Origin of the sequence: Synechococcus sp. PCC 6716 (assembly GCF_022570815.1) — a bacterium.
Lineage (GTDB): Bacteria > Cyanobacteriota > Cyanobacteriia > Thermosynechococcales > Thermosynechococcaceae > Thermosynechococcus > Thermosynechococcus lividus.
On record NZ_JAKLTU010000020.1, the window covers coordinates 1 to 24,684 of the forward strand.

At 53.7% G+C, this 24,684-nt stretch carries 26 protein-coding genes and 1 pseudogene; 16 read left to right on the forward strand and 11 right to left on the reverse strand.

The features are described 5' to 3' along the window. Window positions 1-97, forward strand: a 97-nt coding sequence (locus L5220_RS09300) for a transposase (RefSeq protein WP_499573207.1), incomplete at its 5' end; no start/stop codon positions are given. 860 nt (window positions 98-957) lie between these two features. Continuing rightward, entirely contained in the window at window positions 958-3,396 is a 2,439-nt protein-coding gene (ppsA, locus tag L5220_RS09305; protein ID WP_499573182.1) for a phosphoenolpyruvate synthase, read from the forward strand. A 68-nt stretch (window positions 3,397-3,464) separates the two neighbouring features. Here the strand turns inward: ppsA and L5220_RS09310 are convergent, their stop codons facing one another. From L5220_RS09310 to L5220_RS09320, 3 genes are all read right to left on the reverse strand, one after another. After that, complete coding sequence (locus L5220_RS09310) at window positions 3,465-4,169, reverse strand: YggS family pyridoxal phosphate-dependent enzyme (protein ID WP_499573184.1); 705 nt, start codon at window positions 4,167-4,169, stop codon at window positions 3,465-3,467. Window positions 4,170-4,187: 18 nt separating this feature from the next. Further along, window positions 4,188-4,847: a MotA/TolQ/ExbB proton channel family protein gene (locus tag L5220_RS09315; protein WP_099798348.1), complete on the reverse strand. Its 660-nt coding sequence runs from the start codon at window positions 4,845-4,847 to the stop codon at window positions 4,188-4,190. A 116-nt stretch (window positions 4,848-4,963) separates the two neighbouring features. Then, window positions 4,964-5,722: a hypothetical protein gene (locus L5220_RS09320; RefSeq protein ID WP_448515076.1), complete on the reverse strand. Its 759-nt coding sequence runs from the start codon at window positions 5,720-5,722 to the stop codon at window positions 4,964-4,966. A 355-nt stretch (window positions 5,723-6,077) separates the two neighbouring features. Here L5220_RS09320 and L5220_RS09325 point away from each other — a divergent pair, with 355 nt between their 5' ends. The 7 genes from L5220_RS09325 (at window position 6,078) to L5220_RS09355 (ending at window position 13,010) form a co-directional block, all read left to right on the forward strand. Continuing rightward, window positions 6,078-6,245, forward strand: coding sequence for a zinc ribbon domain-containing protein (locus L5220_RS09325; protein ID WP_499498731.1), 168 nt, complete (start codon window positions 6,078-6,080; stop codon window positions 6,243-6,245). Then, window positions 6,242-6,388 (forward strand): hypothetical protein, encoded by a 147-nt coding sequence (locus L5220_RS09330; protein ID WP_227517557.1) that lies wholly within the window; start codon window positions 6,242-6,244, stop codon window positions 6,386-6,388. Before L5220_RS09325 ends, L5220_RS09330 begins: the two co-directional genes overlap by 4 nt. Before the next feature lie 236 nt (window positions 6,389-6,624). Continuing rightward, window positions 6,625-8,043, forward strand: a complete 1,419-nt coding sequence (gene murC, locus L5220_RS09335) for a UDP-N-acetylmuramate--L-alanine ligase (protein ID WP_499573209.1) — start codon at window positions 6,625-6,627, stop codon at window positions 8,041-8,043. Continuing rightward, a complete protein-coding gene (murB, locus tag L5220_RS09340; RefSeq protein WP_499573186.1) occupies window positions 8,040-8,945 on the forward strand; it encodes a UDP-N-acetylmuramate dehydrogenase in 906 nt (301 codons plus the stop codon). The genes murC and murB overlap by 4 nt, the downstream gene beginning before the upstream one ends. Window positions 8,946-8,962: 17 nt before the next feature. Continuing rightward, window positions 8,963-10,045 carry a tetratricopeptide repeat-containing glycosyltransferase family 2 protein gene (locus L5220_RS09345; RefSeq protein ID WP_099798351.1) on the forward strand — a complete coding sequence of 361 codons (1,083 nt, stop codon included), beginning with the start codon at window positions 8,963-8,965 and terminating at the stop codon, window positions 10,043-10,045. Window positions 10,046-10,265: 220 nt separating this feature from the next. Beyond that, window positions 10,266-12,047 carry a pyruvate kinase gene (pyk, locus tag L5220_RS09350; protein ID WP_448526800.1) on the forward strand — a complete coding sequence of 594 codons (1,782 nt, stop codon included), beginning with the start codon at window positions 10,266-10,268 and terminating at the stop codon, window positions 12,045-12,047. Window positions 12,048-12,056: 9 nt separating this feature from the next. Then, entirely contained in the window at window positions 12,057-13,010 is a 954-nt protein-coding gene (locus L5220_RS09355) for a serine hydrolase (RefSeq protein ID WP_499573189.1), read from the forward strand. Here L5220_RS09355 and psaK read toward each other — a convergent pair. Continuing rightward, window positions 12,987-13,238 (reverse strand): photosystem I reaction center subunit PsaK, encoded by a 252-nt coding sequence (gene psaK, locus L5220_RS09360; RefSeq protein ID WP_099798354.1) that lies wholly within the window; start codon window positions 13,236-13,238, stop codon window positions 12,987-12,989. The genes L5220_RS09355 and psaK overlap by 24 nt on opposite strands. 101 nt (window positions 13,239-13,339) lie before the next feature. Between psaK and L5220_RS09365 the strand changes: the two genes are divergently transcribed. Next, window positions 13,340-14,011 (forward strand): phosphoribosylanthranilate isomerase, encoded by a 672-nt coding sequence (locus L5220_RS09365; RefSeq protein ID WP_099798355.1) that lies wholly within the window; start codon window positions 13,340-13,342, stop codon window positions 14,009-14,011. Here the strand turns inward: L5220_RS09365 and L5220_RS09370 are convergent. Then, complete coding sequence (locus L5220_RS09370) at window positions 13,976-14,725, reverse strand: LmeA family phospholipid-binding protein (RefSeq protein WP_499573191.1); 750 nt, start codon at window positions 14,723-14,725, stop codon at window positions 13,976-13,978. The two genes, L5220_RS09365 and L5220_RS09370, sit on opposite strands and share 36 nt — an antisense overlap. Window positions 14,726-15,156: 431 nt before the next feature. Between L5220_RS09370 and pilM the strand changes: the two genes are divergently transcribed. The 5 genes from pilM to L5220_RS09395 all read left to right on the forward strand — a co-directional run bounded on the left by pilM (window position 15,157) and on the right by L5220_RS09395 (window position 20,476). Continuing rightward, window positions 15,157-16,236 (forward strand): type IV pilus biogenesis protein PilM, encoded by a 1,080-nt coding sequence (gene pilM, locus L5220_RS09375; protein WP_499573193.1) that lies wholly within the window; start codon window positions 15,157-15,159, stop codon window positions 16,234-16,236. 16 nt (window positions 16,237-16,252) lie between these two features. Further along, window positions 16,253-16,951 (forward strand): PilN domain-containing protein, encoded by a 699-nt coding sequence (locus L5220_RS09380; RefSeq protein WP_448526804.1) that lies wholly within the window; start codon window positions 16,253-16,255, stop codon window positions 16,949-16,951. Further along, window positions 16,948-17,676, forward strand: a complete 729-nt coding sequence (locus L5220_RS09385; RefSeq protein ID WP_499573195.1) for a pilus assembly protein PilO — start codon at window positions 16,948-16,950, stop codon at window positions 17,674-17,676. Before L5220_RS09380 ends, L5220_RS09385 begins: the two co-directional genes overlap by 4 nt. Before the next feature lie 115 nt (window positions 17,677-17,791). Then, entirely contained in the window at window positions 17,792-20,083 is a 2,292-nt protein-coding gene (locus tag L5220_RS09390; protein WP_499573197.1) for a secretin GspD/PilQ domain-containing protein, read from the forward strand. A gap of 159 nt (window positions 20,084-20,242) precedes the next feature. Beyond that, window positions 20,243-20,476, forward strand: coding sequence for a DUF7219 family protein (locus L5220_RS09395; RefSeq protein WP_448526807.1), 234 nt, complete (start codon window positions 20,243-20,245; stop codon window positions 20,474-20,476). A gap of 18 nt (window positions 20,477-20,494) precedes the next feature. Here the strand turns inward: L5220_RS09395 and aroB are convergent, their stop codons facing one another. Further along, window positions 20,495-21,601, reverse strand: a complete 1,107-nt coding sequence (gene aroB, locus L5220_RS09400; RefSeq protein WP_499573199.1) for a 3-dehydroquinate synthase — start codon at window positions 21,599-21,601, stop codon at window positions 20,495-20,497. Between the two features lie 41 nt (window positions 21,602-21,642). After that, window positions 21,643-21,912, reverse strand: a complete 270-nt coding sequence (locus tag L5220_RS09405) for an Asr1405/Asl0597 family protein (protein ID WP_499573201.1) — start codon at window positions 21,910-21,912, stop codon at window positions 21,643-21,645. A 96-nt stretch (window positions 21,913-22,008) separates the two neighbouring features. On the opposite strand from L5220_RS09405, the gene dpsA reads away from it, so the two are divergent. Then, on the forward strand, window positions 22,009-22,539 hold the full coding sequence (dpsA, locus tag L5220_RS09410) for a DNA starvation/stress protection protein DpsA (protein ID WP_499573203.1): 531 nt from the start codon (window positions 22,009-22,011) through the stop codon (window positions 22,537-22,539). Between the two features lie 205 nt (window positions 22,540-22,744). On the opposite strand, the gene L5220_RS09415 is transcribed toward dpsA, so the two are convergent. The 4 genes and pseudogenes from L5220_RS09415 to L5220_RS09430 form a co-directional block, all read right to left on the reverse strand. Next, window positions 22,745-23,155, reverse strand: coding sequence for a heavy metal-responsive transcriptional regulator (locus L5220_RS09415; RefSeq protein WP_499573205.1), 411 nt, complete (start codon window positions 23,153-23,155; stop codon window positions 22,745-22,747). A gap of 26 nt (window positions 23,156-23,181) precedes the next feature. Then, complete coding sequence (gene bioD, locus L5220_RS09420) at window positions 23,182-23,877, reverse strand: dethiobiotin synthase (RefSeq protein ID WP_499573211.1); 696 nt, start codon at window positions 23,875-23,877, stop codon at window positions 23,182-23,184. Between the two features lie 138 nt (window positions 23,878-24,015). Then, window positions 24,016-24,315 carry a zinc ribbon domain-containing protein gene (locus L5220_RS09425; protein ID WP_499573213.1) on the reverse strand — a complete coding sequence of 100 codons (300 nt, stop codon included), beginning with the start codon at window positions 24,313-24,315 and terminating at the stop codon, window positions 24,016-24,018. 11 nt (window positions 24,316-24,326) lie between these two features. Further along, window positions 24,327-24,684 (reverse strand): annotated as a pseudogene (locus L5220_RS09430) (hypothetical protein); the annotation flags it as partial.

Below are 24,684 nucleotides of genomic sequence, written 5' to 3' on the forward strand. Positions count from 1 at the left end.
TAAAGATCAGCTTTGGGCCAGGTCGTTTTATTGGGGAACCTGTGGCAATGTGTCGGCTCAAACCGTTAAGCGCTATATCGAGGAGTGCCAGGGTTGATCAACTCTGCCGCTTTGCAGCGGCGCGGGAACCATTCTGTATCCCCGACCTGAAGGAAGGGGGTTTATCTGGTTCCCGTGCCCTCCATTTTCTATAAAACGTTGATACTCCAGATTTAGCGCTGAAATTGTTAACAATCGATGCATTCAGCACAAACCCCTCAAGCCAAAGGGTCAGGCTTCGCTGTGGCGTTAATCTGGGGTTATACTCAGGCTAGTTGCGGATGCGGTATTGAGGTTTCATGGCAGGTTTTGGTGTGGTCATTGAAACTTACCATGTCTCTTCCCTTCGCACCCCCTCTTCATGCAACAACCCCTTAAAAAGAAGATATTTTCTAATAATTTCTTAAGAAAGCGTTCTCTTCCCGATGTACTGAGTCATCCTGACCCTAGAGCGATCAATTTAACAGCCACCAACGCAGTACAAAGTTGTCTGCGCCTCCCTAGAGAAGCCTGCGGAGTTTACAATAGAGCTGTAAGGCAATGGCGATCGCCCCAGTTAAAATTAGCCACCACCTAGTCACCACGTTACGTGTGCATCACGGATCAATTTTTCGCGACCATCGGCGCATTTGGGAGGTAGTGCTAGACCCTAGCTGCGAGGAAGCAATTGCGAGGAAGCAATAAACACTCAGAGCGGTAGGAGCGTTCTGCAAAGAACCGTCTAGTCACCTTCTTTGGCACGCTATAACTGCGGGCAGCGAGGCACGCAATAGGCAGCCAGAGAGAGTCAGTTGGTACTACGTTGTCAAGGAGAAAGTTGATTTGTCAAGACGAAAACTGACAGGAAACAATAACTCGATCGAGCATCGCAATCAAAGATTTCGAATTAATTGGAATCACTTTTTGGGAGAGTAAACAATGACTCAATCTATCTCCAGATCAACAACCACAGCAGCAGATCGCGAGACGGCGTTTGTTCTGGAACTCAACTCTCTGAGCTTAAAGGATCTGCCATTAGTGGGAGGTAAAAACTCCTCCCTAGGGGAAATGCTGCAACAGCTTAGCCCGAAGGGGATTAATGTTCCAGATGGCTTTGCGACCACTGCTTACGCTTACCGTTACTTTATCCAAGCCGGGGATCTCGATAAGCAACTCCGCCGCCTCTTGACTGGATTGGATGTTGAAGATGTCGGTGAGCTACATCGCGTTGGGCAAGCCATCCGTTCACTGATCCTCCACACCCCCTTCCCGCAAGCATTGACGGATGCGATTGCGGCTGCCTATCAAAATATGTGCGATCGCTATGGTGCGAATACCGATGTTGCGGTGCGCTCTAGTGCCACCGCCGAAGACCTTCCCGATGCGAGTTTTGCCGGTCAGCAGGAAACCTACCTCAACGTCCATGGCCTCAAAGGGGTCTTAGATGCCTGCCATCGCTGCTTTGCGTCCCTGTTTACCGACCGTGCCATCTCCTACCGTCAGATCAAAGGCTTTGATCACTTTAGTGTGGCGCTGTCGGTCGGCGTACAAAAAATGGTGCGCTCAGACTTAGCCTGTTCGGGGGTGATGTTCTCCATTGATACTGAAACGGGTTTTAAGGATGCTGCCTTGATTACGGCTGCCTATGGCCTAGGGGAAAACGTGGTTCAAGGGGCGGTGAATCCTGATGAATACCTTGTCTTTAAGCCAACTCTGAAAGCAGGGTACAAACCTATCCTCAAAAAAGCTCTCGGCACCAAAGAAATCCGCATGGTTTACGATCTCGGCGGTACCAAACTCACTCGTAATGAGCCAGTGCCAGAAACCTTGCGCAAGCAGTTTGCCCTTAACGATGAGGAAATTCTGACTCTGGGGAAATGGGCCTGTGCCATTGAAGACCACTATTCTGCACAGCGGGGCACCTATACCCCCATGGACATCGAGTGGGCTAAGGATGGTATCACGGGTGAGCTATTTATTGTCCAAGCCCGCCCAGAAACTGTGCAGTCCCAAAAAGCGGGGAATGTTCTGCGCAGCTACCACCTGCAAAAGAAAGGAACCGTGCTGGCCAAAGGTCGTGCTGTGGGTGAAATGATTGGCCAAGGCCGGGCGCGGGTGATCCGCAATGTGGCTAATATTGATCAGTTTCAAGCGGGTGAAGTGCTGGTGACCCACCGTACAGACCCTGACTGGGAACCGATCATGAAAAAAGCCAGTGCCATTGTCACCGATCAAGGCGGTCGTACCTGTCATGCGGCTATTATTGCTCGGGAAATGGGAATTCCAGCCATTGTGGGCTGCGGCAATGCCACTGATGCTATCCCCAATGGGGCAGAGGTCACGGTGTCCTGCGCCGAAGGGGAAGAAGGTCACATCTACAGTGGTTTATTACCCTTCCACGTAGAGGAAGTGGCGCTGGAGAACCTGCCTCGCACCCGCACCCAGATCCTGATGAATGTGGGCAACCCCGAAGAAGCCTTTAGTTTGGCCGCCATCCCCAACGATGGCGTGGGCTTAGCACGGATGGAGTTTATTATTGCGAACCACATCCAAGCACACCCGTTGGCGCTGTTGCACTACGACGAGTTACAGGATGAGGTGGCAAAACTGAAAATTGCCGAACTGACCCAGCAATACAGCAATAAAGCTGAGTTCTTTGTTGATAAGCTGGCGCAAGGCATTGGGGCGATCGCCGCCGCCTTTTATCCCAAACCTGTAGTGGTGCGGATGTCGGACTTCAAGAGTAACGAGTATGCCAACCTCTTGGGCGGCCGCCAATTTGAACCCCACGAAGAAAACCCTATGATTGGCTGGCGGGGTGCCTCACGCTACTACGATCCCAAGTATGCCGAAGGGTTTGCCCTAGAGTGCCAAGCGATGAAGCGGGTACGGGATGAAATGGGGTTGACCAATGTGATCCTCATGATTCCCTTCTGCCGTACGCCCGAAGAAGGGCAGCGGGTCTTGGCGGAAATGGCAAAACATGGCCTCAAGCAAGGGGAAAATGGCTTGCAGGTCTATGTCATGTGTGAACTCCCCAGTAACGTTGTGCTGGCGGATGCCTTTGCGGACGTGTTTGATGGCTTCTCTATTGGCTCGAATGACCTGACGCAGTTAACGCTGGGGTTAGACCGTGACTCTGCCTTGGTGGCGCACCTCTTTGATGAACGCAATGAAGCCGTGAAGCGGATGGTGGCACAAGCCATTCAAACGGCTAAGGCCAAGGGGCGCAAAATTGGCATCTGTGGCCAGGCTCCTAGCGATTATCCTGAGTTTGCCGAGTTCCTTGTCACCCAAGGGATTGACTCCATTAGCCTCAACCCCGACTCGGTGTTGAAAACGCTGTTGCAGATTGCTGAGGTGGAGGCTCGCGGGTAGCGTCTTAATTAACTCCTAAGTCAAGAGCAGGGAACCGATGCCGCGATCGCCCTGCTCTTTCATTTTAGCTAATTTGTTTCAATTAAACTTGTCCCAATGGTTCTACTGCCAAAAATCGCTGTTCCAATCCGTACCATCGTGGCTCCTGCCTGAACCGCCAAGGGATAATCTTGGGTCATCCCCATGGAATACTCTTGCCATTGCAGTCGCTGCCACCCCTTGCGGCTGAGGGCTTCGCCCCATGCCCGCAGTTCCCTAAAAACCTGCAGTTGCTCTGTGGGGGGCAGTCCCAAGGGCAAAATTGTCATTAACCCATGGCAGTGTAAGTGGGGCAGGCGATCCAAGTGGGGCAGTGCGGCCTCTAGCTGCGATCGCTCCCAGCCATACTTGTGGGGGTCAGGGCGCAGCTTGACTTGGAGCAAACAGCGGGGAGCAGTCTGCCCGGTTTCTGCGAGAATGGCATTGATCCGTTCTGCTAGTTTCAGGCGATCTACCGTGTGAATCCAGTCAAAGAGTGTTAGGGCTTGGCGGACTTTATTGGTTTGCAGGTGTCCAATCAGGTGCCAAGTGATGTCGGTCAGATCCGCCAGTTCTAAGCGTTTAGCCGCAGCGTCTTGGACGCGACTTTCGCCAAAATCCCGAATCCCAGCCCCATAGGCCGCTCGCATGGCAGCTACCGGCGCGTACTTACTGACAGCAATGAGGCGAGTCGTGGGGGGAAGGCTCGCTTTGAGGTGCTCGACGCGATCGCGAATGTCGAGAGGGGATAGCACAGTACTCTCTATCAGCGGCTAAAAAAAGGTTTTTTCCGGCTCATTGGTAGCCCCTTGGCGCAGCCATTCTTGGCGATAGGTGAGTTCTAACTCATTGCCGGTGCGACGAAAGATTTGCGCTTGCTGTAACAAAAATGCCTGAAAGAGACGCTGAAAGGCAAGGGCAATAATGGCTACCACTAAGCCAGAGGCGGTACTAATGAGGGCTTCGCTAATGCCCAATCCGACCCCCATGGTGGCTGGGGTGCCAATATCCCCTAAGCGAATAGAACTCAGGGCGCTAATTAACCCCAAAACGGTTCCCAGCAGCCCCAACAGCGGTGCCATGGTGATGGTTGCCTCTAGCACTTTTTCGCCACGCCGCATGGCACTGAGTTCTTCGTCCGCTGCTGCTTCGAGGGCAAGGCGAAAGATCTCGGGGTTCGTGTCGATAAGTTGCAAGGGGGTGTAAAGAAAGCGTCCAATCGGTTGATCGCAGGCATTCGCCGCCAGTTCCGTGGCCTCTTGCCAATCATGGCGGGCGGCATCGAGAATTTGCTCAGCTAGTTTTGTTTCCCCCCGCAGCACAATGCTCCAAAACCATAACCGCTCAAAAATAGTGCCCAAGGTCAAGATCGAGAGAATCAGTAGTGGCCACATGGCCAAGCCACCACGGTTAAAAATTTCGGCGATATTCACGATCAGTTCCCTGCGAAGTGCATCCGAGGTTTACATTAGCAAAATATCGTTTGTCTAGGGGAGTCATGGCGTTGGACTGCATCTGTTGAGCGACTGTTCCCGATGTCCGGCGTGCTCTAATAAAACATGGGCAAGTGGGGATAGATGGCCTCCCAAACGGGTCGTAGCGGACTCCACGGACCCGCCCCCATAATCATGCACGCAAGAGTCATGACCCCACTTATCCACGCCCAGAGCTGGGTGTAGATGCGGGACTGAGCGTGCTGCTGGTGCAGTGCCTCAAGGGCGTTTTCTAGGGTGGCAATCACTGTGTCGCGATGCTGCAGATGGGTATAGCAGGTCTGAAGTTGCGTTTCCTGTTCGGCATGGGCAATCTGTAGGGTGGCCAAGGTGGCAGACTGCTGTTGGTAGGATGCCTCTAGCTGGATATTGCGCTCGTAAGCTGCCTCCATCTCGGCACGATGGCGATCGCATCTGTCGCGGAGGGCTTCATTTTCTGCCTGAGCGTTTGCTAACTCTGCTTGCAGGTCTTGCACCTGTTGACGATAGCTGGCAAGCTCTGCCTCAAGGGCTTGCTGGTGGGTGTGCAAGTCAGTGTAGCCAGTGCTCAAGCGTTCAATTTCTGCCCGTAGTTGCTGGATTTCTACCGCTTGGCGATCGCGCTGGGCGGTGGTGCGGGCTACTAAGTCCTTTAGCCCTTCAATGCGTTGGTTTTGGCTATTGACCGTTTGGCGGAGGCGATCGCACTGCTCCTTGAGAATGTGCAATGACCCTTTATACTGCTGTTGTACCCAAGACCGCAAAAAGGATAGCCCTGTAATCGTAAAACCAATGAGAGCATAGGTGCCCAAAATCGTGTGACTGAATGCCGACATCTGTAGCATGATGATCCCCTAAATTCAACGAAAAACGCCGCACTCAAGCATATTAGCAGTGGTTCTTGCCTGTCTATGGCATCTCCATAGCGGTTTGTTGCCCTATGCACCGCCCACCAAGGACAAGGCTGATGATTCCAAACAATTACCAGTGTAACCAAGCCGCCCACTAGCGATCGGTGCTCCATGTGCACAGGGCAGGCAAGGATTGGCCATGAAGATGACTGGGGTAGTTCCCGGGTTCGATAAACTAAAATTCGTTGGTGTGCTCTGAGTACGTGATTGATATACCTCAGACATCTGGCGGAAAAGAGCACGTTGAGCAATTAGTTCTCAGCCAAAGTCTTGGCCACAAATGACTTCATTGAAGTCAGCAGCGTTCCCTTGCAACATCGACTGCTGGTTTCCCGGTTCTAAACGCTGTGGAAATTGTGGTCACATCGTTGAGCGGTTGCCGCTGGATATACGGGAGTGGGACTGTCCCACGTGTGCGGCGCACCATGACAGAGATATGAATGTATGAATGCAGCGATAAACAGTTTGGCCGTGGGACACACGGTGTCAACCTGTGGAGCGATCGCCTTGGCGGCGCGGAGCGCTAACGTAAGACCAAACCCCTTCAGGGTGGCAGCAGTGGCAATGACGCATGGGATGGGGCACACCTAGAACCGATAGGCAGGGAACCAAAGCGCAGTGAGACTCTACGTCTCGATCACTCCATTTTTTAGGACTACCGAAAAAATTACTCACTGAGGGTTACATATTTTGCTTAGATCTGCCAGTATTAGCCCATAGGCACTGAGGAGCACCTGCTATGATGAGCCTGAGGGTTTATACCTATTGATAAGTATCTATAAGTTAATTGTGGTGGGAGTGAGGAGTTGTCTGTGGGTCAGCCAGTGATGGAGTTTAATCACCGTCCATTCCACTTCATTGGCATCGGTGGTATTGGGATGTCAGCTCTTGCTTACATTCTGGCGAAACAGGGGTTTACGGTCACTGGATCGGATCTGCGCAGTAATCGCCTCACTGAGCAGTTGTCTGAACTTGGGGTACAGGTGTTTATTGGCCAAGCAGCTAGTAATTTGGAGGCCTATCCCTATCCTGATCTGCCACAAATTATTTGCTCCACTGCTATTCGCGACGATAATCCTGAGTATCAAGCGGCTCAGCGACTGAATTGCCCCGTATTTCACCGCTCCGATGTTTTAGCGGCCTTAATGCATCGCTGTGACAGCATTGCCGTGGCGGGTACCCATGGTAAAACCACCACCAGCAGCATGATTGCTTATCTTCTGTTGCGGGCTGGGTTAGACCCGACAATCATTGTTGGCGGTGAAGTGGCGGCTTGGCAGGGCAATGCCCGCGTGGGTCAAGGCCGCTATTTGGTGGCAGAGGCTGATGAGTCCGACGGCTCCCTGCGGAAGTTTCATCCCCACATTGGCGTAATTACGAATATTGAGCTAGACCACCCCGATCATTACACTTCCCTTGAAGAGGTCTTGAATACCTTTCAACAGTTTGCTAACCAAGCGGATATTGTCATTGGCTGTGCTGATTGCCCCAATGTGCGCGATCGCCTGTGTCATCCGCGCCTGCTGACCTATAGCCTCCAGCGCCAAGAGGGTGTTGATTATTGTGTTGATCATGTTTATTACAGCTCCCATGGAACGACCGCCCGGGTGTGGGAGCGAGGAACCTCCCTTGGCATTTTGCAACTCAATGTTTTAGGGGCGCACAATCTCCAAAATGCTTTGGCAGTTATTGCGGTGGGTCGCTACCTTGGCATTGACTTTGCCACGATCGCCGCAGCACTGCTCGAGTTTATGGGGGCGCGGCGACGGTTTGAGGAACGGGGGCAAGTCAACGGCATTCGTTTTATTGATGACTATGCCCACCACCCCAGTGAGATTATGGCCACCCTAGCGGCAGCGCGACTACAGGTGGGCAGTCATTCGCCATGGCGGCGACTGGTGGCCGTGTTTCAGCCCCATCGCTACAGCCGTACCCAAGCCTTTCTCGATGCCTTTGGTCAAGCGTTTAGTGCTGCCGATCAGGTGATTCTCACTGATATTTATAGCGCGGGTGAGCCTGATCCCGGCACCATCAGCGGTATGGATGTGGCCGAGTGTACCCGCCAGTATCATGCAGCCGTTAGCTACTGCGCCACGATGGAAGCGGTGCAAGCCTATTTAGGCACGCTTCTGCAACCAGGGGATCTTGTGGTGTTTTTGGGGGCAGGTAACTTGAATCAACTGATTCCGGACATTATGGCTGATCAAGAACGTTTATCTCCCCTGCCTGAGGCGATCGCCCTATGACTGTTCAGTATCTTCCCGATACCGGCTGTCCATTGCAAGCCCATGTCCCCCTTGCCAATTTGACAACCCTCAACGTGGGGGGGTGCGCTCAGTGGTTTGTTGAGCCACGAACCGTGTCTGAGCTACAGATAGCCTACCAGTGGGCACAGCACAAAAACCTGCCGATTACGGTACTGGGGGCAGGCTCCAATTTGCTGATTAGTGATCAAGGGGTGGCGGGGCTGGTTATTTCGACCAAATATCTCCGCTATCTTAAAGCTGATCCTGAAAGTGGTCAAATTACGGTGGGGGCAGGCTACCCGCTGCCCAAAATAGCGCACTATGCTGCTAAGTTAGGCTGGCGCGGACTGGAGTGGATTGTGGGTATTCCGGGGAGTGTGGGCGGAGCTGTGGTCATGAATGCGGGTGCCCATGGCGGCTGCACTGCGGAGCGGTTAGTCTCTGCGTTAGTACTTGAAGCGGATGGTAGCCTTTCGGTTCTGTCGCCCCGTGAACTGGAGTATCACTATCGCACCTCTGCGTTACAGGGCACTCAGCGGCTGGTGCTGCAGGCAACATGGCAACTGGAACCTGGCCATGATCCCAATCACGTGAAGGCGACGACGCAAAAATACCTGAACGATCGCCTGCGCACCCAACCCTATCACTTACCCAACTGTGGCAGTGTCTTTCGGAATCCGGGAGAACGAACCGCGGGTTGGCTGATTGAGCAAACGGGTCTGAAGGGGTATCAACTGGGTCGTGCCCAAGTGTCTGAGAAGCACGCCAACTTTATCCTTAACTGTGGTGGTGCAACGGCTCTAGAGGTCTATCAATTAATTCGCTATGTTCAAACTGCCGTGGCCGATCGCTGGGCGGTTTGGCTCAGCCCGGAAGTTCAGCTTGTTGGTGAATTTTCCTAATTAGTTCTAATTAGTTTATGTCGATTGCCCTTTGCATGATTGTGCGGGACGAGGCAGCACGGTTAGGGGGTTGCCTTGCCAGTGTTGCTGAGGCAGTGGATGAAATAGTAATTGTCGATACAGGCTCTCAAGATGAGACCGTGGCGATCGCCCAAGCATGGGGAGCGCAGGTCTATCATTATCCGTGGCAAGAGGACTTTGCCGCTGCTCGTAATGCTGCCCTCAAGTATGTCCACAGCGATTGGGTGCTGGTTCTAGATGCCGATGAAACCCTGACACCAGCGATGGTTCAGGCCTTGCCCACAATTTGCCAACAGCCCCAGTGGTTAGCTGTTACCCTGCTGCGGCAGGAATTGGGTGTGGTGCCTCCCTATTCCTACGTGTCAAGGCTGTTTCGTTGTCATCCTCAGATCTATTTTCAGCGACCTTACCACGAAACCATCGACGATAGCGTCTTGGCACTCCAGCAGCGAGAGCCTCACTGGCAGGTTGGCCAAGTGAACGCAGTGGCCATCGTTCATTCGGGCTACCTAGGGGCACAGCGGCAACAAAAGCACGAGCGTGCCAAGCGCATCATGGCCAACTATCTCCGCCAGCACCCTGCGGATACCTACCTCTGGAGTAAACTAGCGGGGGTGTATTTAGCCGAAGGCGATTTTGCTAGCGCCCAGACCTGTATTGCCCAAGGTCTCAACGCTAGCGATCGCCCCGCCAGTGTCACCTATGAACTCTACTACCACCAAGGCAACCTCTATAGTGCCCAACAGCAGTGGGCTGAGGCGATTGCAGCCTATGAGGCCGCCCTGAACACCCCAACCCCTCCCCTGAGCCACGTAGCCACCTACCTGCGGTTAGCTGATGCCCAAAAGCACTTGAAACGGTGGGGGGATGCCTTAACCACCTACGATCGCCTGCAAGCCCTTGATCCCACCCTTGCGTTGGCCTATCAAAACCAAGGTGCCTTACTCCTGCGTTTAGGGCACGTTCACGCCGCCCTCGAAAAACTACAAACGGCGATTGATCTTTGGCAGCAGCAACATCCCCCAGAAGCTGACCGCCTACGTCAAGAGCTACAGGCGATGGGACTCCTCAACGGTTGAGTCACTGTGTTCTAATACAACGTGCCCAGTCAACGACCAGTTGGTTTGCTCTAGTGCAGTAATGCTCGTAGGCAAGGGTGAACAATCGCTGTAGGCTAGTAGCATATAAAGAATCAGACAGTGCCGATCAGATGCCCATCGGTCAAGGGGTTGCCATGACCAGTGGTTCAGCATTCTGCAAAATACGGTAATCTGTTGAGGCTTAAATCATGAAGTGACTATGTCCAACCAGCCGTTGAAACGTCGCACCAAAATTGTTGCCACCATTGGCCCCGCTGTGAGCCAGCCGGATAAGCTCCGTGCCCTCATCCAAGCGGGAGCCACTACACTTCGCCTCAACTTTTCCCACGGCACCCACGATGATCATCAGCGCAGTATTCGCCTGATTCGACAAATTTCCTACGAACTAGGGCAACCCGTCGGTATCCTGCAAGACCTGCAAGGCCCCAAAATTCGCCTAGGCCGGTTTGAGAATGGTTCAATTTCCCTCAAGCGGGGCGATCGCTTCACCTTGACAAGTCGCATTCTCATGGGCAACCAGCAGATTAGCTCCATTACCTACCCTCCCCTTGCCCAAGAGGTTCCCGCCGGAGCAACCATTCTGCTGGATGATGGCCGGGTGGAAATGGTGGTGGAGGAAGTGGACAAAACCGCTGGGGAACTGCACTGCCGAGTGGTTGTGGGGGGGCCGCTGTCCAATTCTAAGGGAGTGAATTTTCCGGGGGTTTATCTCTCAATTAAGGCACTCACAGAAAAAGATCGCGACGACCTCATGTTTGGTCTGAATCAGGGGGTGGACTGGGTTGCCCTCAGTTTTGTCCGCAACCCCCAAGATGTGCTGGAAATTAAGGAGTTGATTGCTAATCACGGTAAGCAGGTGCCCGTCATTGCCAAAATTGAAAAGCACGAAGCCATTGAGCAAATGGATGCCATTCTTTCGTTGTGCGATGGCGTAATGGTGGCGCGAGGCGATTTGGGGGTCGAACTGCCGGCGGAGGAGGTGCCCATCCTGCAAAAACGCCTGATTGCCGCTGCCAACCGCCTAGGAATTCCGGTGATTACGGCCACCCAAATGCTCGATAGCATGGTGAAAAGCCCCCGCCCTACCCGTGCTGAAATTTCTGATGTTGCTAATGCTATCCTTGACGGCACTGACGCGGTGATGCTCTCTAACGAAACCGCCATGGGGGAGTACCCTGTAGAAGCGGTGAAAATGATGGCCACCATTGCCGCCCGTATTGATAACCAGCCCCAACTGCGCCAACCCAGCACTGATCCGTTAGGGGGGCGATCGATTCCCAATGCCATTAGTCAAGCGGTGGGGCAGGTGGCCGCTCAACTCCACGCCAAGGCCATTATTACCCAAACCAAAAGTGGGGCAACGGCCCGCAATGTCTCGAAATTTCGACCCCAAATCCCCATTTTGGCCGCCACTCCCCATATTGAGGTGGCGCGACGACTACAGTTGGTATGGGGGGTAGAACCCCTGCTGACCTTGGATCATCCCTCGATGCGGCAGTCCTTTCAAGCCGCCATTAATGCCGCTCAAGAACGGGGATTACTGGCGGAAGGAGACTTAGTGGTGATGACCGCTGGCACGCTGCAAGGGGTCTCCGGTTCTACAGACATGATTAAGGTGGAATTGGTGACCTCAGTGATGGGCCGTGGCTGTGGCATTGGCCATGGGTCGGTGAGTGGGCCAGCGCGGGTGGTGCACGATGGTAGCCCTGTGCGTACCTTTAATAGTGGCGAAATTCTGGTGGCACCCCGCACGAGTGCCGATTTAGTGGAGGCCATCCGCAAGGCGGCGGGGATTATTACCGAGGACGACAGCCTCACCAGCCATGCCGCCGTCCTTGGGTTGCGCTTGGGCATTCCCGTGATTGTGGGGGTGAAAAATGCCACCCAGTTGATTCGCGAGGGCACAATTTTGACCATGGATGTCGAGCGCGGTCTCGTCTATTCAGGGGCAGTTGGCATAACCCAGCGATCGCCAGAGTAGGGGAAAGGCATGCTATTTTTTCAGGCGAATACCTACCTGACGGAGCTGGTAACCCGCACGCTGCAAGCCACATGGCAGCAGTTTCCATGGCTAGGGCAGCAAGACATTGCCCTCACCCTACTGGTGTATCCACCGCCCATTCCGGTAAATACAGGGGGGGCCTTAACCGCCGCAGAGTTTTGGCAATGCACTGTCCCCGGCGCCAATTATCGCGGGGATGTGCCCTTTTACCCGGCCAGCATTGTCAAACTCTTTTACTTAGTGGCCTGCTATGAATGGCTACACAATGGAATGCTCAAGCCCGACCCAGAGCTAGAGCGAGCCATGCGAGATATGATTGTGGACTCTAGCAATGATGCAACGGGGCTGGTGGTGGATATGCTGAGCGGTACTACCAGTGGCCCGTGCTTGCCGCCAGAACCCTTTCGGACGTGGCAGTATCAGCGCAATATTGTCAATCGTTACTTTCAGTCCTTGGGGTGGCCAGAATTGGCGGCCATTAACGTCAATCAAAAAACCTGGTGTGATGGCCCCTATGGGCGCGAACAGGACTTTGTCGGCAGCGATCGCCAGAATCGGAATCGCCTCACCACCGATGCAACGGCGAAGCTACTCCACAGTATTGTTGGGGGGGTGGCAGTGTCTGGGGCAGCCAGCCAAGCCATGCTGGCATTGATGCAGCGCTCCTTAGACCCAGAGGCACTCGCTGCAGATCCTGAAAACCAAGTGCAGGGCTTTTTGGGAGAAGGGTTACCTCAGGGAGCCACGCTGTGGTCAAAGGCCGGGTTAACCAGTTGGGTGCGCCATGATGCTGCCTACATTGAACTGCCGGGGCAGTGCCCTTACACCTTAGTCGTGTTTATCGACCACCGGAGTGCCAGCACAAATACTGAGGTGTTACCCTTCATCTCCCGTCATATTGCTGCGGGTATTCCTTCCTTAGAGGGCACCGGAGTACTGTAGGCCACTGACTACACCGGCGGCCAACAGGTGACCAAAGCTAGTGGTGGCCAATAGTTCTGGCAGCCCAAAGCCTTCAAACAGTGCGGGCAACGACACAGGTAAGCCGGGGCCTTTCCCCCGTGATTGAATGGCATAGCGACCAATGGCGATCGCGAACAAGTTACACAGAATGACCACTAAGCCAACCGCAGGTGACCAAGTTGTATCGGGAAGAGTGGCTAACACCATTGGAACCGTTCCTCCTAAGATGAGTACAATTGCCCATGAATTATACGGAACCAGCGAACCCGCCTCGGTAATTGTTCACAAAACGGTGCATCCTGTTACAAATGTTCAATGATCTTGACGCTATCGCGGTCAAAATTTGCGGCCTCACCCGGGCAGAACAAGCGGTGGCGATCGCCCAGATGGGGGTCAGCGCCCTTGGGTTTATTTGCGTTCCCAGTTCCCCCCGCTATATTCCACCGCCCGCCATTGCGGCGATCACTCAGCAGTTGCCGGAGACGGTGTTAACGGTTGCCGTTGTGGCCAATCCAACCCTTGAAGCGCTAGACAGCCTCATCCACCGCAGCAACATCAAGGCCGTCCAACTCCATGGCCACGAGTCCCCTGCCTTTTGCCAGCAGGTGCAGCAACACTATCCCCACGTGCAGATCATTAAAGCCTTGCGGGTCAAATCCAAAGACACCCTAGAGAGCATTCCCCACTACATCCCCTATGTAACTCGGCTACTCCTAGATGCTTACCATCCCCAGCAATTGGGAGGCACAGGCACCCCCTTTGACTGGCGGTTACTGCAACACCTGAGTATTGCCTGCCCATGGTGGCTGGCCGGTGGCATCACCCCAGAAAATTGCCGCCAAGCCATTGCCCAAACCCACCCCCACGGCATCGATCTTTCTAGTGGGGTGGAGGTCAGCCCCGGAATCAAGGACTTAGGGCGCGTGGCGGCTCTCTTAAAAGCCCTAGGGGTAGATGCAAACCCTACCCCGCACTCTTAGGATGCCGGCCTGAAGCGATAGCTCTTGGAGGGCAACCCCTGCTCCCAAATCAATTGTGACCGGAGGATGGACTGTGGCCTCCCCCTGCCACTGTAGGCGGTGCAGGCACAGGGTTCGCTCATCCTCTAGTCGGATGCCGGTGGTACAAATCCAAGACGCCTGCTGCTGCTGGGCAGTTTGCATCGTAAAGGCCAGATCAAGCTGCTCCGTTCCCAGGGTAACCGCAGCACTAACCATCTGCCACTCCCTGAGATCAACCCCTGCTTTTCCCAGTCCCTCGTTTTGTAGGTGCCTTAGTAGAGAGCGCAACCCCGATTGCAACAGGGGTGAGTCAACAGACCCTTGCAGATCCGCTTGGGTGACCATCAGTTCGCCCTCAACCGGCACTGGTGCTAAAAGTTTGAGGGGCTTGCCCCGCACCACTTGCCCTAAGTTGATGCGAATGTGCTCTGCCTGTACCGCCACTTGCCGCAGTAGAATACCACGATAGCTGGCCACCGTTGCACCTAAGCGCACGAAGGGCAACTGCCCTCGCAGCAGTTGGCGATCGCCCACCCTTAGATCCATCTCGAGCCCCTCAGCCCCATCAAGTTGCGACAGCAGCCACCAGCGCAAGGCCGGCACCAGCACCCGAGGAATCAGTCCCCGATCGCCAAGCTCTGGTGCCTCAACAGTTTCAACAGCGGGGCGATCGCTCACAACACGTGGGGACATAGGCGACATCAGGCTTAAACCCTCACACCACAGTGGGCAGTAAAAATCCCTTAACAATCTAAGGCAACATCGTCATCGTTACAAAGTGGGCTAGGCCAGATCAAAAAGTTACCCGTAGGCCACTTTTTTTGTAGCAACAAAAGAGCCTCAACCCTTGTCAATTGAGGGCTTAGGCGATCGCTCAGTTATGAATAAAACCAGTTAATGAACCATACCAATCCCTTGGAAAGACCCGATGCCCATTGGTTATGATGACCCTAACAAGGGATTCGCGCCAATGTCATTGCGTCAGATTTCACTGCGACAGGTTTCGCCCCCACACCCCTCGGAACTTAATGGGCTGGGACTTATAGGGTGGATTGCGGCACCTCACTCTTCACGCAGCGCATTGACGCAAACTTGACTATTCACGTCCAAGTGTGGGTGATATTGTGTTTGGGAACTTATTTGCAAAAACAAAGCAAGGCTTGGGGATTGAACTCACCCCAGAGCGGGTCAATATTGTCCAAGTCCAGCGGCAGAAGCAGGGTCTCAAGGCGAGTGCCATTGTCTCAGTTCCCCTCAGTGAAGGTGCCATCGTTGAAGGTCGAATTATTGACACCGTAGCGGTTGCCGATGCCATTCGCCAAGGGATTGAAGACAAGCGCATTAAACAAAAAGAGGTCATTAGTGCTATCCCCATGAATGAGGCCGTCATTCGCCTGATTCGCTTGCCTGCGGAGCTACCCGACTATGAGCTACGGGAGGTGGTGCTGATGCAGGAAGCTCCCCTTTACCTCCCCTTTCCGCGGGAAGAAGCGGATGTCGATTACCAAAAGCTCGGCAGTTCCCTTGATGAAGACGGCATTGAGCGCGTAGAAATTTTGCTGGTGGGCACCCCCCGGGATGTCACTGATGCCTACATCACCACCTTTTCCCAAGCAGGACTGCAACTGACCGCCCTTGAAGTCACCAGTTTTGCCCTCATGCGGACCCTCAGGGACTCACTGCAACAGTTTGTGGGTGAAGCCGCCGCGATTATCGATATTGGCGATGAAGGCACCGAAATTAGCATTGTCAAAGATGGCATCCCCCAGTTCAATCGCAAAGTCCCGATTGGCAAGGATCAGATGCAGGAGGCCATCAGTCGTGCCATGAATTTGCCCCCTTCTATGGGGGTTGACCTCATTGAAAACTTGACAGTGCCCCTTGAACCCATGGATGTCACAGGTGCTCTCAACCCCAGTGGTGCAGCCATCCTGCGAGTACTGACGGATTTAGCAGATGAAATTCGCCGCTCCATCGACTTTTACCTCAACCAAGGCGAAAGCCTCGAAGTGTCGCAACTGCTGCTGGCCGGACCAGGCGCGAGCATTGGCCAAATCGATGAGTTCTTTAGCCAACGGCTCAATTATTCAGCCACCGTTGTGGATCCCATTTCCCTGTTAGGGTTGCAAACCCCAGAAGAGATACCCTTAGAAAAACGTCCTGCCCTTGGCACAGTCATTGGCTTGGGCCTACGCGGAGCCTAACTTCAGGAGCATCCCCATGTACTCAGTCGAGATTAACCTCCTAAAAGAACGCCCCGAAATTGGTGGCATGGCCGCCGCAACCCCTGTCGCTGGGGGTGCCAGCAATGTGCCTATCATTATTGGTGGTGTGGCCGCCATCTTCTTTGTGGGGCTAGCACTTCTTGGCTCTATAGGCGCCGAAATGTGGTTGAACCAGCTCAAGGCCAAGCAGCAAAGTATCCAAGACCGCTTAGCGGCCATTTCCCCAGATCTCCAGCGCATGGATGAACTCAAGAAAGAGACCGATCGCATTCAGGCAGAAACCAAAGCCTTGGCAACGGTGTTCAACCAAGTCAAACCGTGGTCAGCAGTGATGCGTAATATGGCCACTCAAATCCCAGCCGGACTGCAAATTACTCGTATTACCCAAGGTGGGGAGAAGGGCAATGAGCTGACCATTGAAGGGGTGGCAGTCTCCTTTGAGGATGTCAGTGAGTTCCTCCTGCTGTTGCAAAACCGTTCCCCCTTCTTTGACGGTGGTGAGACCGAGCTTGTAAAAGCAGATCGCATGGGAAAAGCAAATGAAGAGACTGCGGTAGAGGTCTCCTTCAGCATTAAAACGGCGATCGCCTCGGTTCCGGCCTCCGATCTGCTGGAAGAGCTGGCCGCCAATGGCGTGGAAGGCTTAGTGGCACGCATTCAGTTTCTCAAGGAAAAAGGAGTCGTAGAGCAATGACCCTAACTGGTGATTTTGGTGGGCCGCCGATTCAAGACTCTGCGCCAAATTATCCCACATTGTTTGGAGTCACCCTTACCCCGGTTGTCAGTGGCATTTTAATTGCCCTTGTGGGCTTAGGGGGAGCCGTTTACCTAGCAACACTATTAATTGCTCCAAAAGCAGAGGAAGCGACTAAATTGCAGCTAGAAATTACCCAGCAGGAAAACGACCTCTCCCAGCGAGAAGTCATCCTCAAGCAGCTAAACGATGTCATCGCTTCTCTAGATCGCGCCAAGGCAGAAAATACCGATGTCCGCTCTCTGTTTGCCACTCAAGATGCCTTGGACACCCTGCTGTTAGACATCAATCGTCTCATCCTCAACAGCGGCGCTCAGCTAAACAGCTTTGAACCGGACAGTGCAGCTTCAGGAATTGTCCAAGATGGCTCCCTTGGCCCCGAATTAAATGCCAAACTAAGACGACAGGTGACCAACGTTACCATTCAAGGTGACTTCGCGAATGTTGTTGCAGTTATGCAAAAAATTGATCAACAACAAAGCTTTCTTGTGATCAATAACCTAACAATGGAGCGAGTCACCGATACCCCTGGGGAAGTCATTGCCACCTTCAAGCTCATGGCCTATGTTCCCCTGACTCCCGAGGAAATTGCTGCGTTGGCACCGCCACCTGAACAGGGGGGTGAACAGCAGCAGCAAGAGCAACAACAGCAGCCACAGCAGTAGCGAATGGTATCACAGGAGGTAACGTAATTTTAGGAGTGAGTTCAACAGCGTCGGCAAAAACAAGCAGCAACAATTCTTCCAAAACTTTGGTGGCATTTGTGAGGAGTCAAGCATCGTGAGTCAGCTATTACATCGTCTTAGTTTGGGGGTGGCCACAACGGCCATCATTGCCGCAAGTCAAACGCCAACCTTGGCAACCAGTACCGAAATTACTGGGATTCGTCTTGTGACGGCACCTAATGGCATTCAACTCCTGTTCAACATTCAAGGCAATGTGCGGCCAGCGGTCTTTACCATTAATCGCGGCAACACATCCTTAGCAGATATTCCCAACAGTCAACTGCGGCTCCCTCAGGGGGGGGCATTTCGTCAAGATAACCCTGCGCCGGGCATTTCTTCGGTGGAAGTGGTGCAACTCGATGCCCAAACCATTCGGGTATTAGTCAATGGCATTAGTGCTGCCCCCATTGCCGAAGTGATCCGGGAGGGACGCGATGGCCTGCAAATGAATTTTATTACTGCCCAAGGCCCTGCTGGCCCGCAAGTTCCCCCGACAGGACAGCCGATGGCAATGCCTCCCAGTGCTGGGGCAGTGCCACCCTTTTTACCCCGAGCAGTGGCTCCCCCCGTTGGCGATATGCTCATTAGCCCCGTCAATGCTGATCCTGACGTTGTGTTGTTGGCAACCAATGAGCGGATTCCCCGCCTACTGCTGCGGGAAGCCCCCGTTCGGGAGGTGTTATCACTCCTTGCTCGGGCTGCAGGGATGAACGTCGTCTTTCCGGAGGGCAATGGGGATGCTGGGGGAACCACCATTTCCCTCGACATTGAAAATGAGTCTGTACAGGATGTGTTTAACTATGTCCTGCGGGTGGCGAACCTGAAGGCGAATCGCCAAGGGCGAACCATCTTTGTCGGTCAGTTTTTACCCCCTGATGCCCAGAACCGCATTGTCCGAACCATCCGCCTGAATCAAATGCGGGTCTTTGGTCTAGCGGGCAACACCCGGCAACAGATTTCTATCGCCCAGACCGGTGGCTCGGTAGCTGGGGTTGGTACTGGTGGCAGTGGCGGAAGTGCTGGTGCAACGGCAGAAACCTCGGTTGCGCGGCAGTCCACCATGGGCGAGATTGATATTCAACTCGGTGCCGTGCAACTGTTGGAGATGTATGGCGCTAACCTGCGGGATGTAGCGATCGCCCCGAACGCACCCGCCTGTGACGAAACCGTTAACTTTAACGTTGCCGGTGCGAACCTTGAGAAAGTGTGTCGCGGTACTCTCCTGCGCGGCCTAGAAGTCATGGGCGACCCGCGCACCAATACAATTACCCTCGTGGGCACTCCGCGAAAAGTAGAAATTGCGACCCAGCTCATTCAGCAGCTCGATGTGCGCAAACGCCAAGTCATGGTGAACGTGAAGTTCATTGACGTGAACCTTCTGCGCGGGCGCACCGCCAACGCTGACTTAGTCACTAACTTTGGCTCCTCCCTCTTTGGGGCAATTTTTGATGCCACCGGTCTAACCGTGCAGCGGGGCACCTTACCTAGTGGGGTTCCCGGCGGCCAAGTGATCCAACCCCCCGTCGCCTTCCCACCGGAGCGATTTTTACTGGGGCCAGAGCGAACCGTTACGCTCGATGGCGCTGGCAACATCGTCAATGATCAGACTGCCCCGCCGCAACAATTTGTATTGCCGGGAGTGGGTGTGCCCGGGTTCTCGGTGCCTGGCTTAGGGGTGGGGCAAGCCCTGAGTAACTTTTTTGCCCAGCTTCAGTTATCTATCCAAACCGGTAATGCCACGATTCTGACCAATCCTACCCTTGTCATCCAAGAAGGAAGTGCCGCGCAGGTGAACCTGACCCAAGAAATCTTCTCGGGGATTCAGTCCCAAGCGAGTACCACTGGAACCGGTAGTGGTGCGGCGGTTGCAGCAACCACCATTACTCCTATTATTCGTCCGGCCGGGGTTATCTTTAACGTCACGGTGGATCAGATTGATGACAATGGTTTTGTCACCCTGCAACTGTCCCCCGAGGTGAGTGCCCCCAGCGGTACCTACTCCGTTGTCTTTCCGGGCGTTGCCAACCCCTCTACCGGTACCCTCTTGTCGCAGCGGCGGATGGAGTCGGGGCGGATTCGCCTGCGGGATGGGCAAACCTTGCTTTTGGCTGGGATTATCCAAGATCAAGACCGGTCACTGGTAACTAAAATTCCGATCTTGGGCGATATTCCCCTCCTGGGGCGGCTCTTCCGGCGCGAAAGCAATCAGCGCCAGCGAAACGAGCTAGTGGTGATGGTCACGCCGAAAATTGTGGATGACTCCCAAAATGCCGGTTATGGCTATCAGTACTCCCCTAGCCCTAACAGTATGCCCCCCAATATTCAAAACCGCATAATGCAGCCATAGTACACGGCTAGCCTTGCTTTTGTGGTGCCTCACCTTTGAACGAAGGTGGGGCTTTTTAGTTTTTAGTGAAGTGTTCAGTGTGCTACAGGCATTCGGAAATATTTGGTTAAAATAGAGTTAAGGCGAGGTTAAGCCATAAGAGTACAAGGATAAGACATCATGAATAGATACGATTTTTTACATTGCCAACGTCCCTACCACGGGGACTTTACGCCTGTCAATTTTGTGTTTAATGCCAATTTACAGGAATTTGCCACCAAAGTTAGCTATATTGCCTGCCTAGAAACCAGTGGCAAGATCTCGCCCCAAGACGCCTTCGACCAGATAAGCGTGCTCTGGAAGCAACTCAAGGCCAGCAAAAAGGGGTTGTCTCTAGAAGATCTCCCTGACTAAGGCACTGTCGGTGATAGATCAGCGTTGCAGCGTTTTGAGGGTGGCCAGAATTAACTCACTGGGCACCTGTTCAACAATCTCAGCATGGCCAATGGCGGTAGGCAGGATGAAGCGTACTTTTTGTGAGTGTACCTTTTTGTCGTGCTGCAGCAGGTCAACTAATCCATGCACATCAAACTGGCTCGGGATAGTAGTAGGTAGGTTTGCTTTGTGGATTAATTGCCGCTGGGCGGCTGCCTCGGTCTCAGACCAGTAGCCAAGGGCGATCGCCAACTCCCCGGCTGCCACCATCCCCACAGCCACCGCTTCCCCATGATTAAACACCCGGTACTGCCCCATGCTTTCAAGGGCATGGCCAATGGTATGGCCATAGTTCAAAATAGCCCGCAGTCCTGCTTCCCGTTCATCTTTGCTAACGACATCGACCTTGGCCTGACAGGAGTGCTGGAGAATAGACGCTAGTTGATCCACCGAAAGAGCACTGATGCGATCTAAGCGGGGGAGGGATTGCAATAGCTCAAATAGTTGGGGATCCCAAATGACACCATACTTAATCACCTCAGCCATACCGGCACGAAACTCCCGTGGTGGCAGCGTGGCCAGCACCTCTGGATCGACCACGACTAAGCGTGGCTGATGAAACGCCCCAATCAGATTTTTCCCTTGGGGGTGGTTAACCCCAGTTTTACCCCCGATGGCGGCATCGACCATGGCTAACAGGCTGGTGGGGATTTGAACCACCGCAATTCCCCGTAGCCACGTTGCCGCAGCAAAACCAGTCATATCGCCAATGACGCCGCCACCCAAGGCAAAAAGCGTAGATCCCCGCTCTAGACGCTGAGCTAAGGCTGCATCATAGATTTTCTGAAGGGTTTTTAAGGTTTTATACCGCTCGCCTGCGGGCAACACGCAGGGAGTTACCTGCCAGCCGTGCTCCTCTAGTACCGCTTGAATTGCAGAACCGTAATGCCGCCAAATTTGTGGGTTCGAGACAATCAGCGCTGGTGCATTTGGCCTGAGTGGGGTGTGTTCCGCCAAAAGCTGGGGTAAGGCTAGGCGGCTGCCGGCACGAATCGCAATGCAGTAGGACTGATGAGGGAGAGGAACGGGAATTAGGGTTGTCATTGCACAATTGCCGGGGTGGGTGCATTGGCTCAACGGGCAAATCAAGAGTTGAGTGAGGTCGGCTCCTCACCTTCCCAGTTGCTAAGGCTAGGGGGAATGTCCTGAAGCTGCCAGCAGCGCTCTAACCAATTTACCAAGGTAGCACGATCAGCCGTCAGTTGCCGTACCACTGACCAAATATACAGGGCGGTGGTGGGGGAGTGCACCTCCACTTCAAGGGGTTGATGGGGCGCATAGCGGCAGGAAATGCCCAACAGGGTCAGTCGCTGGTAGATGCTCCAGCGTAGTTGCCAGTTAACTGCAATAACCATGGGGTTTATAGACATTCAATAAGTACTCCATTGTTGAAAATAGCCCTAGGCTCACTTAGGATGGGGGTAAGTCCTGCCGTTTAGGAGCCTATCCCCATGACTACGACGACACTGCCTCGCCAAGGGTTTGGTGACATAGTTGACACTGTTGTCCTGCTGGATCGCAGCACGACGACTCCTGTTTGCGAAGGGATGAACCGACTCTTGGCCAGTTTTCAAGCCCTGTACTTGCAGTATCAAAAACATCATTTTGTGGTGGAGGGTGCGGAATTTTACCAACTACATGAGTTTTTCCAACATTGCTACGAGCAGGTGCAGGGGCACGTTCACGATTTAGGGGAACGCCTGAATGGCTTAGGAGGTGTTCCCGTGGCAGGCTTTGAGCAGTTGGCTGCCCTGTGTTGCTTCAGCCCTGAGCCGGAAGGGGCATTTCGCTGCCGACAGATGTTGAGCCACGATCTGGCGGCAGAACAGTCGGTAATACAAATTTTGCGGCAACAGGCAACTCAGGCGGAGTCCTTGGGCGATCGCGCCACCGCTTACCTCTACGATCAAATCCTGCTGAAAACCGAAGAGCGTGCCTACCATATTGCCCACTTCCTTGGCAACGATAGCCTCAAGGAATAGTTGTAAGGAGCCTGTACTCTAGCTGTTTGTGCTGCCATGATCGTGCTGGTCATCAATGCACCAACAATGCACCAATGTATCCCCCCATGATGGGGGATTTTTTTTTGCATTGTTTTTTCATCTTTGAGCTTAGCCTAATTGAAATAAATTTTCAATACAGCGACTGAATCTTTTTAAGGGTTGCCCTACTATTACTTTCAAGGACTTAGGGTTGCTGCTGAAGAATGGGGCAAATCGTGTGCTCCGATAGCCGGGCAATGGTTGACCGACCGTGTAGAAGCCTTTGCAGTTCCTGCTTGAGGTCTTGCATCTGTTGAATTTGCCGCTCCACCGCTGTTATCTGCTGCACGAGCTTTTCCTTGACGCGATCGCAGGGCAATTCACCGCGATCGTAAATATCCAGTAGTTCTTTGATGTCTGCAAGGGTTAAGCCGAGGTGTTGGGCACGCTTAATAAAGCTCAGGCGCACAAAGACATCGTTACTAAACAGGCGATAGCCCCCCTCTGTCCTGCCGCTGACTTTGAGTAAGCCCAACTCTGCGTAGTAGCGAATGGTTTTAATCGGGAAGCCACTTTGCTTGGCAACTGTACCGATGCGTTGTGCGGTCTCCTGCATAAGCCCCTCCTATAGTGACCGGATATTTAACCCCAGAGGTTGTCGAGCGGCCATTCCGCCACGATCGCCGCCAAGTCTGCAGGGGAGTGAGTGCCATAGGGCAAAACTCCTAGTACCGGCACTTGAGTTAACTGGGTGAGCAAGTGTGGTGGTGTCCACTGTTGGATCTCGCCCTCGCTGCACGGGGTGACACAGTTTAAGATCAGGCCGCGCAGTTCCAGCTTGTACTGGCGGGCAAGGGCAACATTGGCCACAATCTGGGCGATCGCCCCCAAGCGCACCGTTGCCACTAACACAATGGGTAAGCGCCATGCTGCCGCCAAATCCGCCACCGTCCACTCCCACGTAATGGGTGACCCCAAACCACCAATCCCTTCAACGAGTAGGCGATCGCAGCGTTGCTGAAGTTTCTCATAGGTCTGCCACACTGGGACTAAGTCGATTTGCCGCTCTTCCAGCAGTGCAGCCATGGGTGGCGCAAGGGGGGCAGCAAAACTCACGGGGCACACTTCTTCAGGGGTTTGGTTCAGGGGCAAGGTGTCACAATAGTGCTGGCGATCGCCCGGCTCAACGGCGGTTCCGCTTTGCATCGGCTTAAAAATTCCCCACTGCTGCTGGGGGGCATACCGCTGCCCGTAGCTCCACAGCGCCGTCGTAATAACGGTTTTACCGACACCAGTGTCAACGCCGGTAATGAGTAGTGACTTGCAATGGTGCTCGATAACCCCCTCCTATCGACAGCAACAAGACAAAATTTTGTGAATAAATGTAACGCTCTGCAAGACAATGGATGTCTATGCTATAGGTATAGGCTGGTGTGAACTGAACCCCGCCCTAGAAGGGCGAGGCTTCTACCCCGGTTAGGGGCTTAATTCCGGGTTCCCCGGTAAAAGACGAACCGCCTCTTGCAGGATATTCCATGCAGCGGTCACGTCGCGAACATGCTGCCTTCCGCACGATGGGCACCTCCACTCTCGGTCACTGAGCGTCAAATTGTCGTTCAGTGACCCGCAATCCCAGCAAAGCTTGGTGGACGGGAACCAGCGCTCAATGAATTGAACGGCAGCTCCGTACCACTTGCCCTTATAGGTGATGTAAACGTGCAGCGCTCGGATAGCAGCATCCGAAACAGACTTGGCCAGGCAGTGATTCCTCAACATGCCTTGAATATTCAGCGTTTCCAGCCCCACCAGTTGGTTTTCCCTTTTTGCTTAGCCGCCAAAACCTGTTGTAACCGCGAAATCCGTGCCTCCGCCTTGCGAAAGTAGCGGGGTGCCGTGACCTGGAACTTGACGAACCCTTTCTGGTTGACGCCAACTACTAAGTCCTTCAGGCCGCTATCAACCCCCACCCTGTCTAGGGCGGGGTCAATCACCGGGTCGGGGACGTTCACCACACAGGAGAACGAGTCCCAGTACTTCCCAGACGGACTGCGCGAAATCACGATATAGTTGACCTTATAGGGATAGCACTGTTTGTCGTGCTGCCCTAGGGGCCTGTGCCATACCACCTTGATGCCAGATCGGAAG

Bases quoted from the DNA above. Each gene is read 5' to 3' on its own strand.
- L5220_RS09370 (WP_499573191.1), bottom strand. From the start codon at position 14,725: ATGTCCCCACGTGTTGTGAGCGATCGCCCCGCTGTTGAAACTGTTGAG.
- L5220_RS09365 (WP_099798355.1), top strand. From the start codon at position 13,340: ATGTTCAATGATCTTGACGCTATCGCGGTCAAAATTTGCGGCCTCACC.
- L5220_RS09405 (WP_499573201.1), bottom strand. From the start codon at position 21,912: ATGGTTATTGCAGTTAACTGGCAACTACGCTGGAGCATCTACCAGCGA.
- L5220_RS09425 (WP_499573213.1), bottom strand. From the start codon at position 24,315: ATGTTGAGGAATCACTGCCTGGCCAAGTCTGTTTCGGATGCTGCTATC.
- L5220_RS09355 (WP_499573189.1), top strand. From the start codon at position 12,057: ATGCTATTTTTTCAGGCGAATACCTACCTGACGGAGCTGGTAACCCGC.
- L5220_RS09330 (WP_227517557.1), top strand. From the start codon at position 6,242: ATGAATGCAGCGATAAACAGTTTGGCCGTGGGACACACGGTGTCAACC.
- L5220_RS09345 (WP_099798351.1), top strand. From the start codon at position 8,963: ATGTCGATTGCCCTTTGCATGATTGTGCGGGACGAGGCAGCACGGTTA.
- L5220_RS09395 (WP_448526807.1), top strand. From the start codon at position 20,243: ATGAATAGATACGATTTTTTACATTGCCAACGTCCCTACCACGGGGAC.
- ppsA (WP_499573182.1), top strand. From the start codon at position 958: ATGACTCAATCTATCTCCAGATCAACAACCACAGCAGCAGATCGCGAG.
- pyk (WP_448526800.1), top strand. From the start codon at position 10,266: ATGTCCAACCAGCCGTTGAAACGTCGCACCAAAATTGTTGCCACCATT.
- dpsA (WP_499573203.1), top strand. From the start codon at position 22,009: ATGACTACGACGACACTGCCTCGCCAAGGGTTTGGTGACATAGTTGAC.
- L5220_RS09320 (WP_448515076.1), bottom strand. From the start codon at position 5,722: ATGTCGGCATTCAGTCACACGATTTTGGGCACCTATGCTCTCATTGGT.
- L5220_RS09325 (WP_499498731.1), top strand. From the start codon at position 6,078: ATGACTTCATTGAAGTCAGCAGCGTTCCCTTGCAACATCGACTGCTGG.
- aroB (WP_499573199.1), bottom strand. From the start codon at position 21,601: ATGACAACCCTAATTCCCGTTCCTCTCCCTCATCAGTCCTACTGCATT.
- L5220_RS09385 (WP_499573195.1), top strand. From the start codon at position 16,948: ATGACCCTAACTGGTGATTTTGGTGGGCCGCCGATTCAAGACTCTGCG.
- psaK (WP_099798354.1), bottom strand. From the start codon at position 13,238: ATGGTGTTAGCCACTCTTCCCGATACAACTTGGTCACCTGCGGTTGGC.
- L5220_RS09415 (WP_499573205.1), bottom strand. From the start codon at position 23,155: ATGCAGGAGACCGCACAACGCATCGGTACAGTTGCCAAGCAAAGTGGC.
- L5220_RS09380 (WP_448526804.1), top strand. From the start codon at position 16,253: ATGTACTCAGTCGAGATTAACCTCCTAAAAGAACGCCCCGAAATTGGT.
- murC (WP_499573209.1), top strand. From the start codon at position 6,625: ATGGAGTTTAATCACCGTCCATTCCACTTCATTGGCATCGGTGGTATT.
- murB (WP_499573186.1), top strand. From the start codon at position 8,040: ATGACTGTTCAGTATCTTCCCGATACCGGCTGTCCATTGCAAGCCCAT.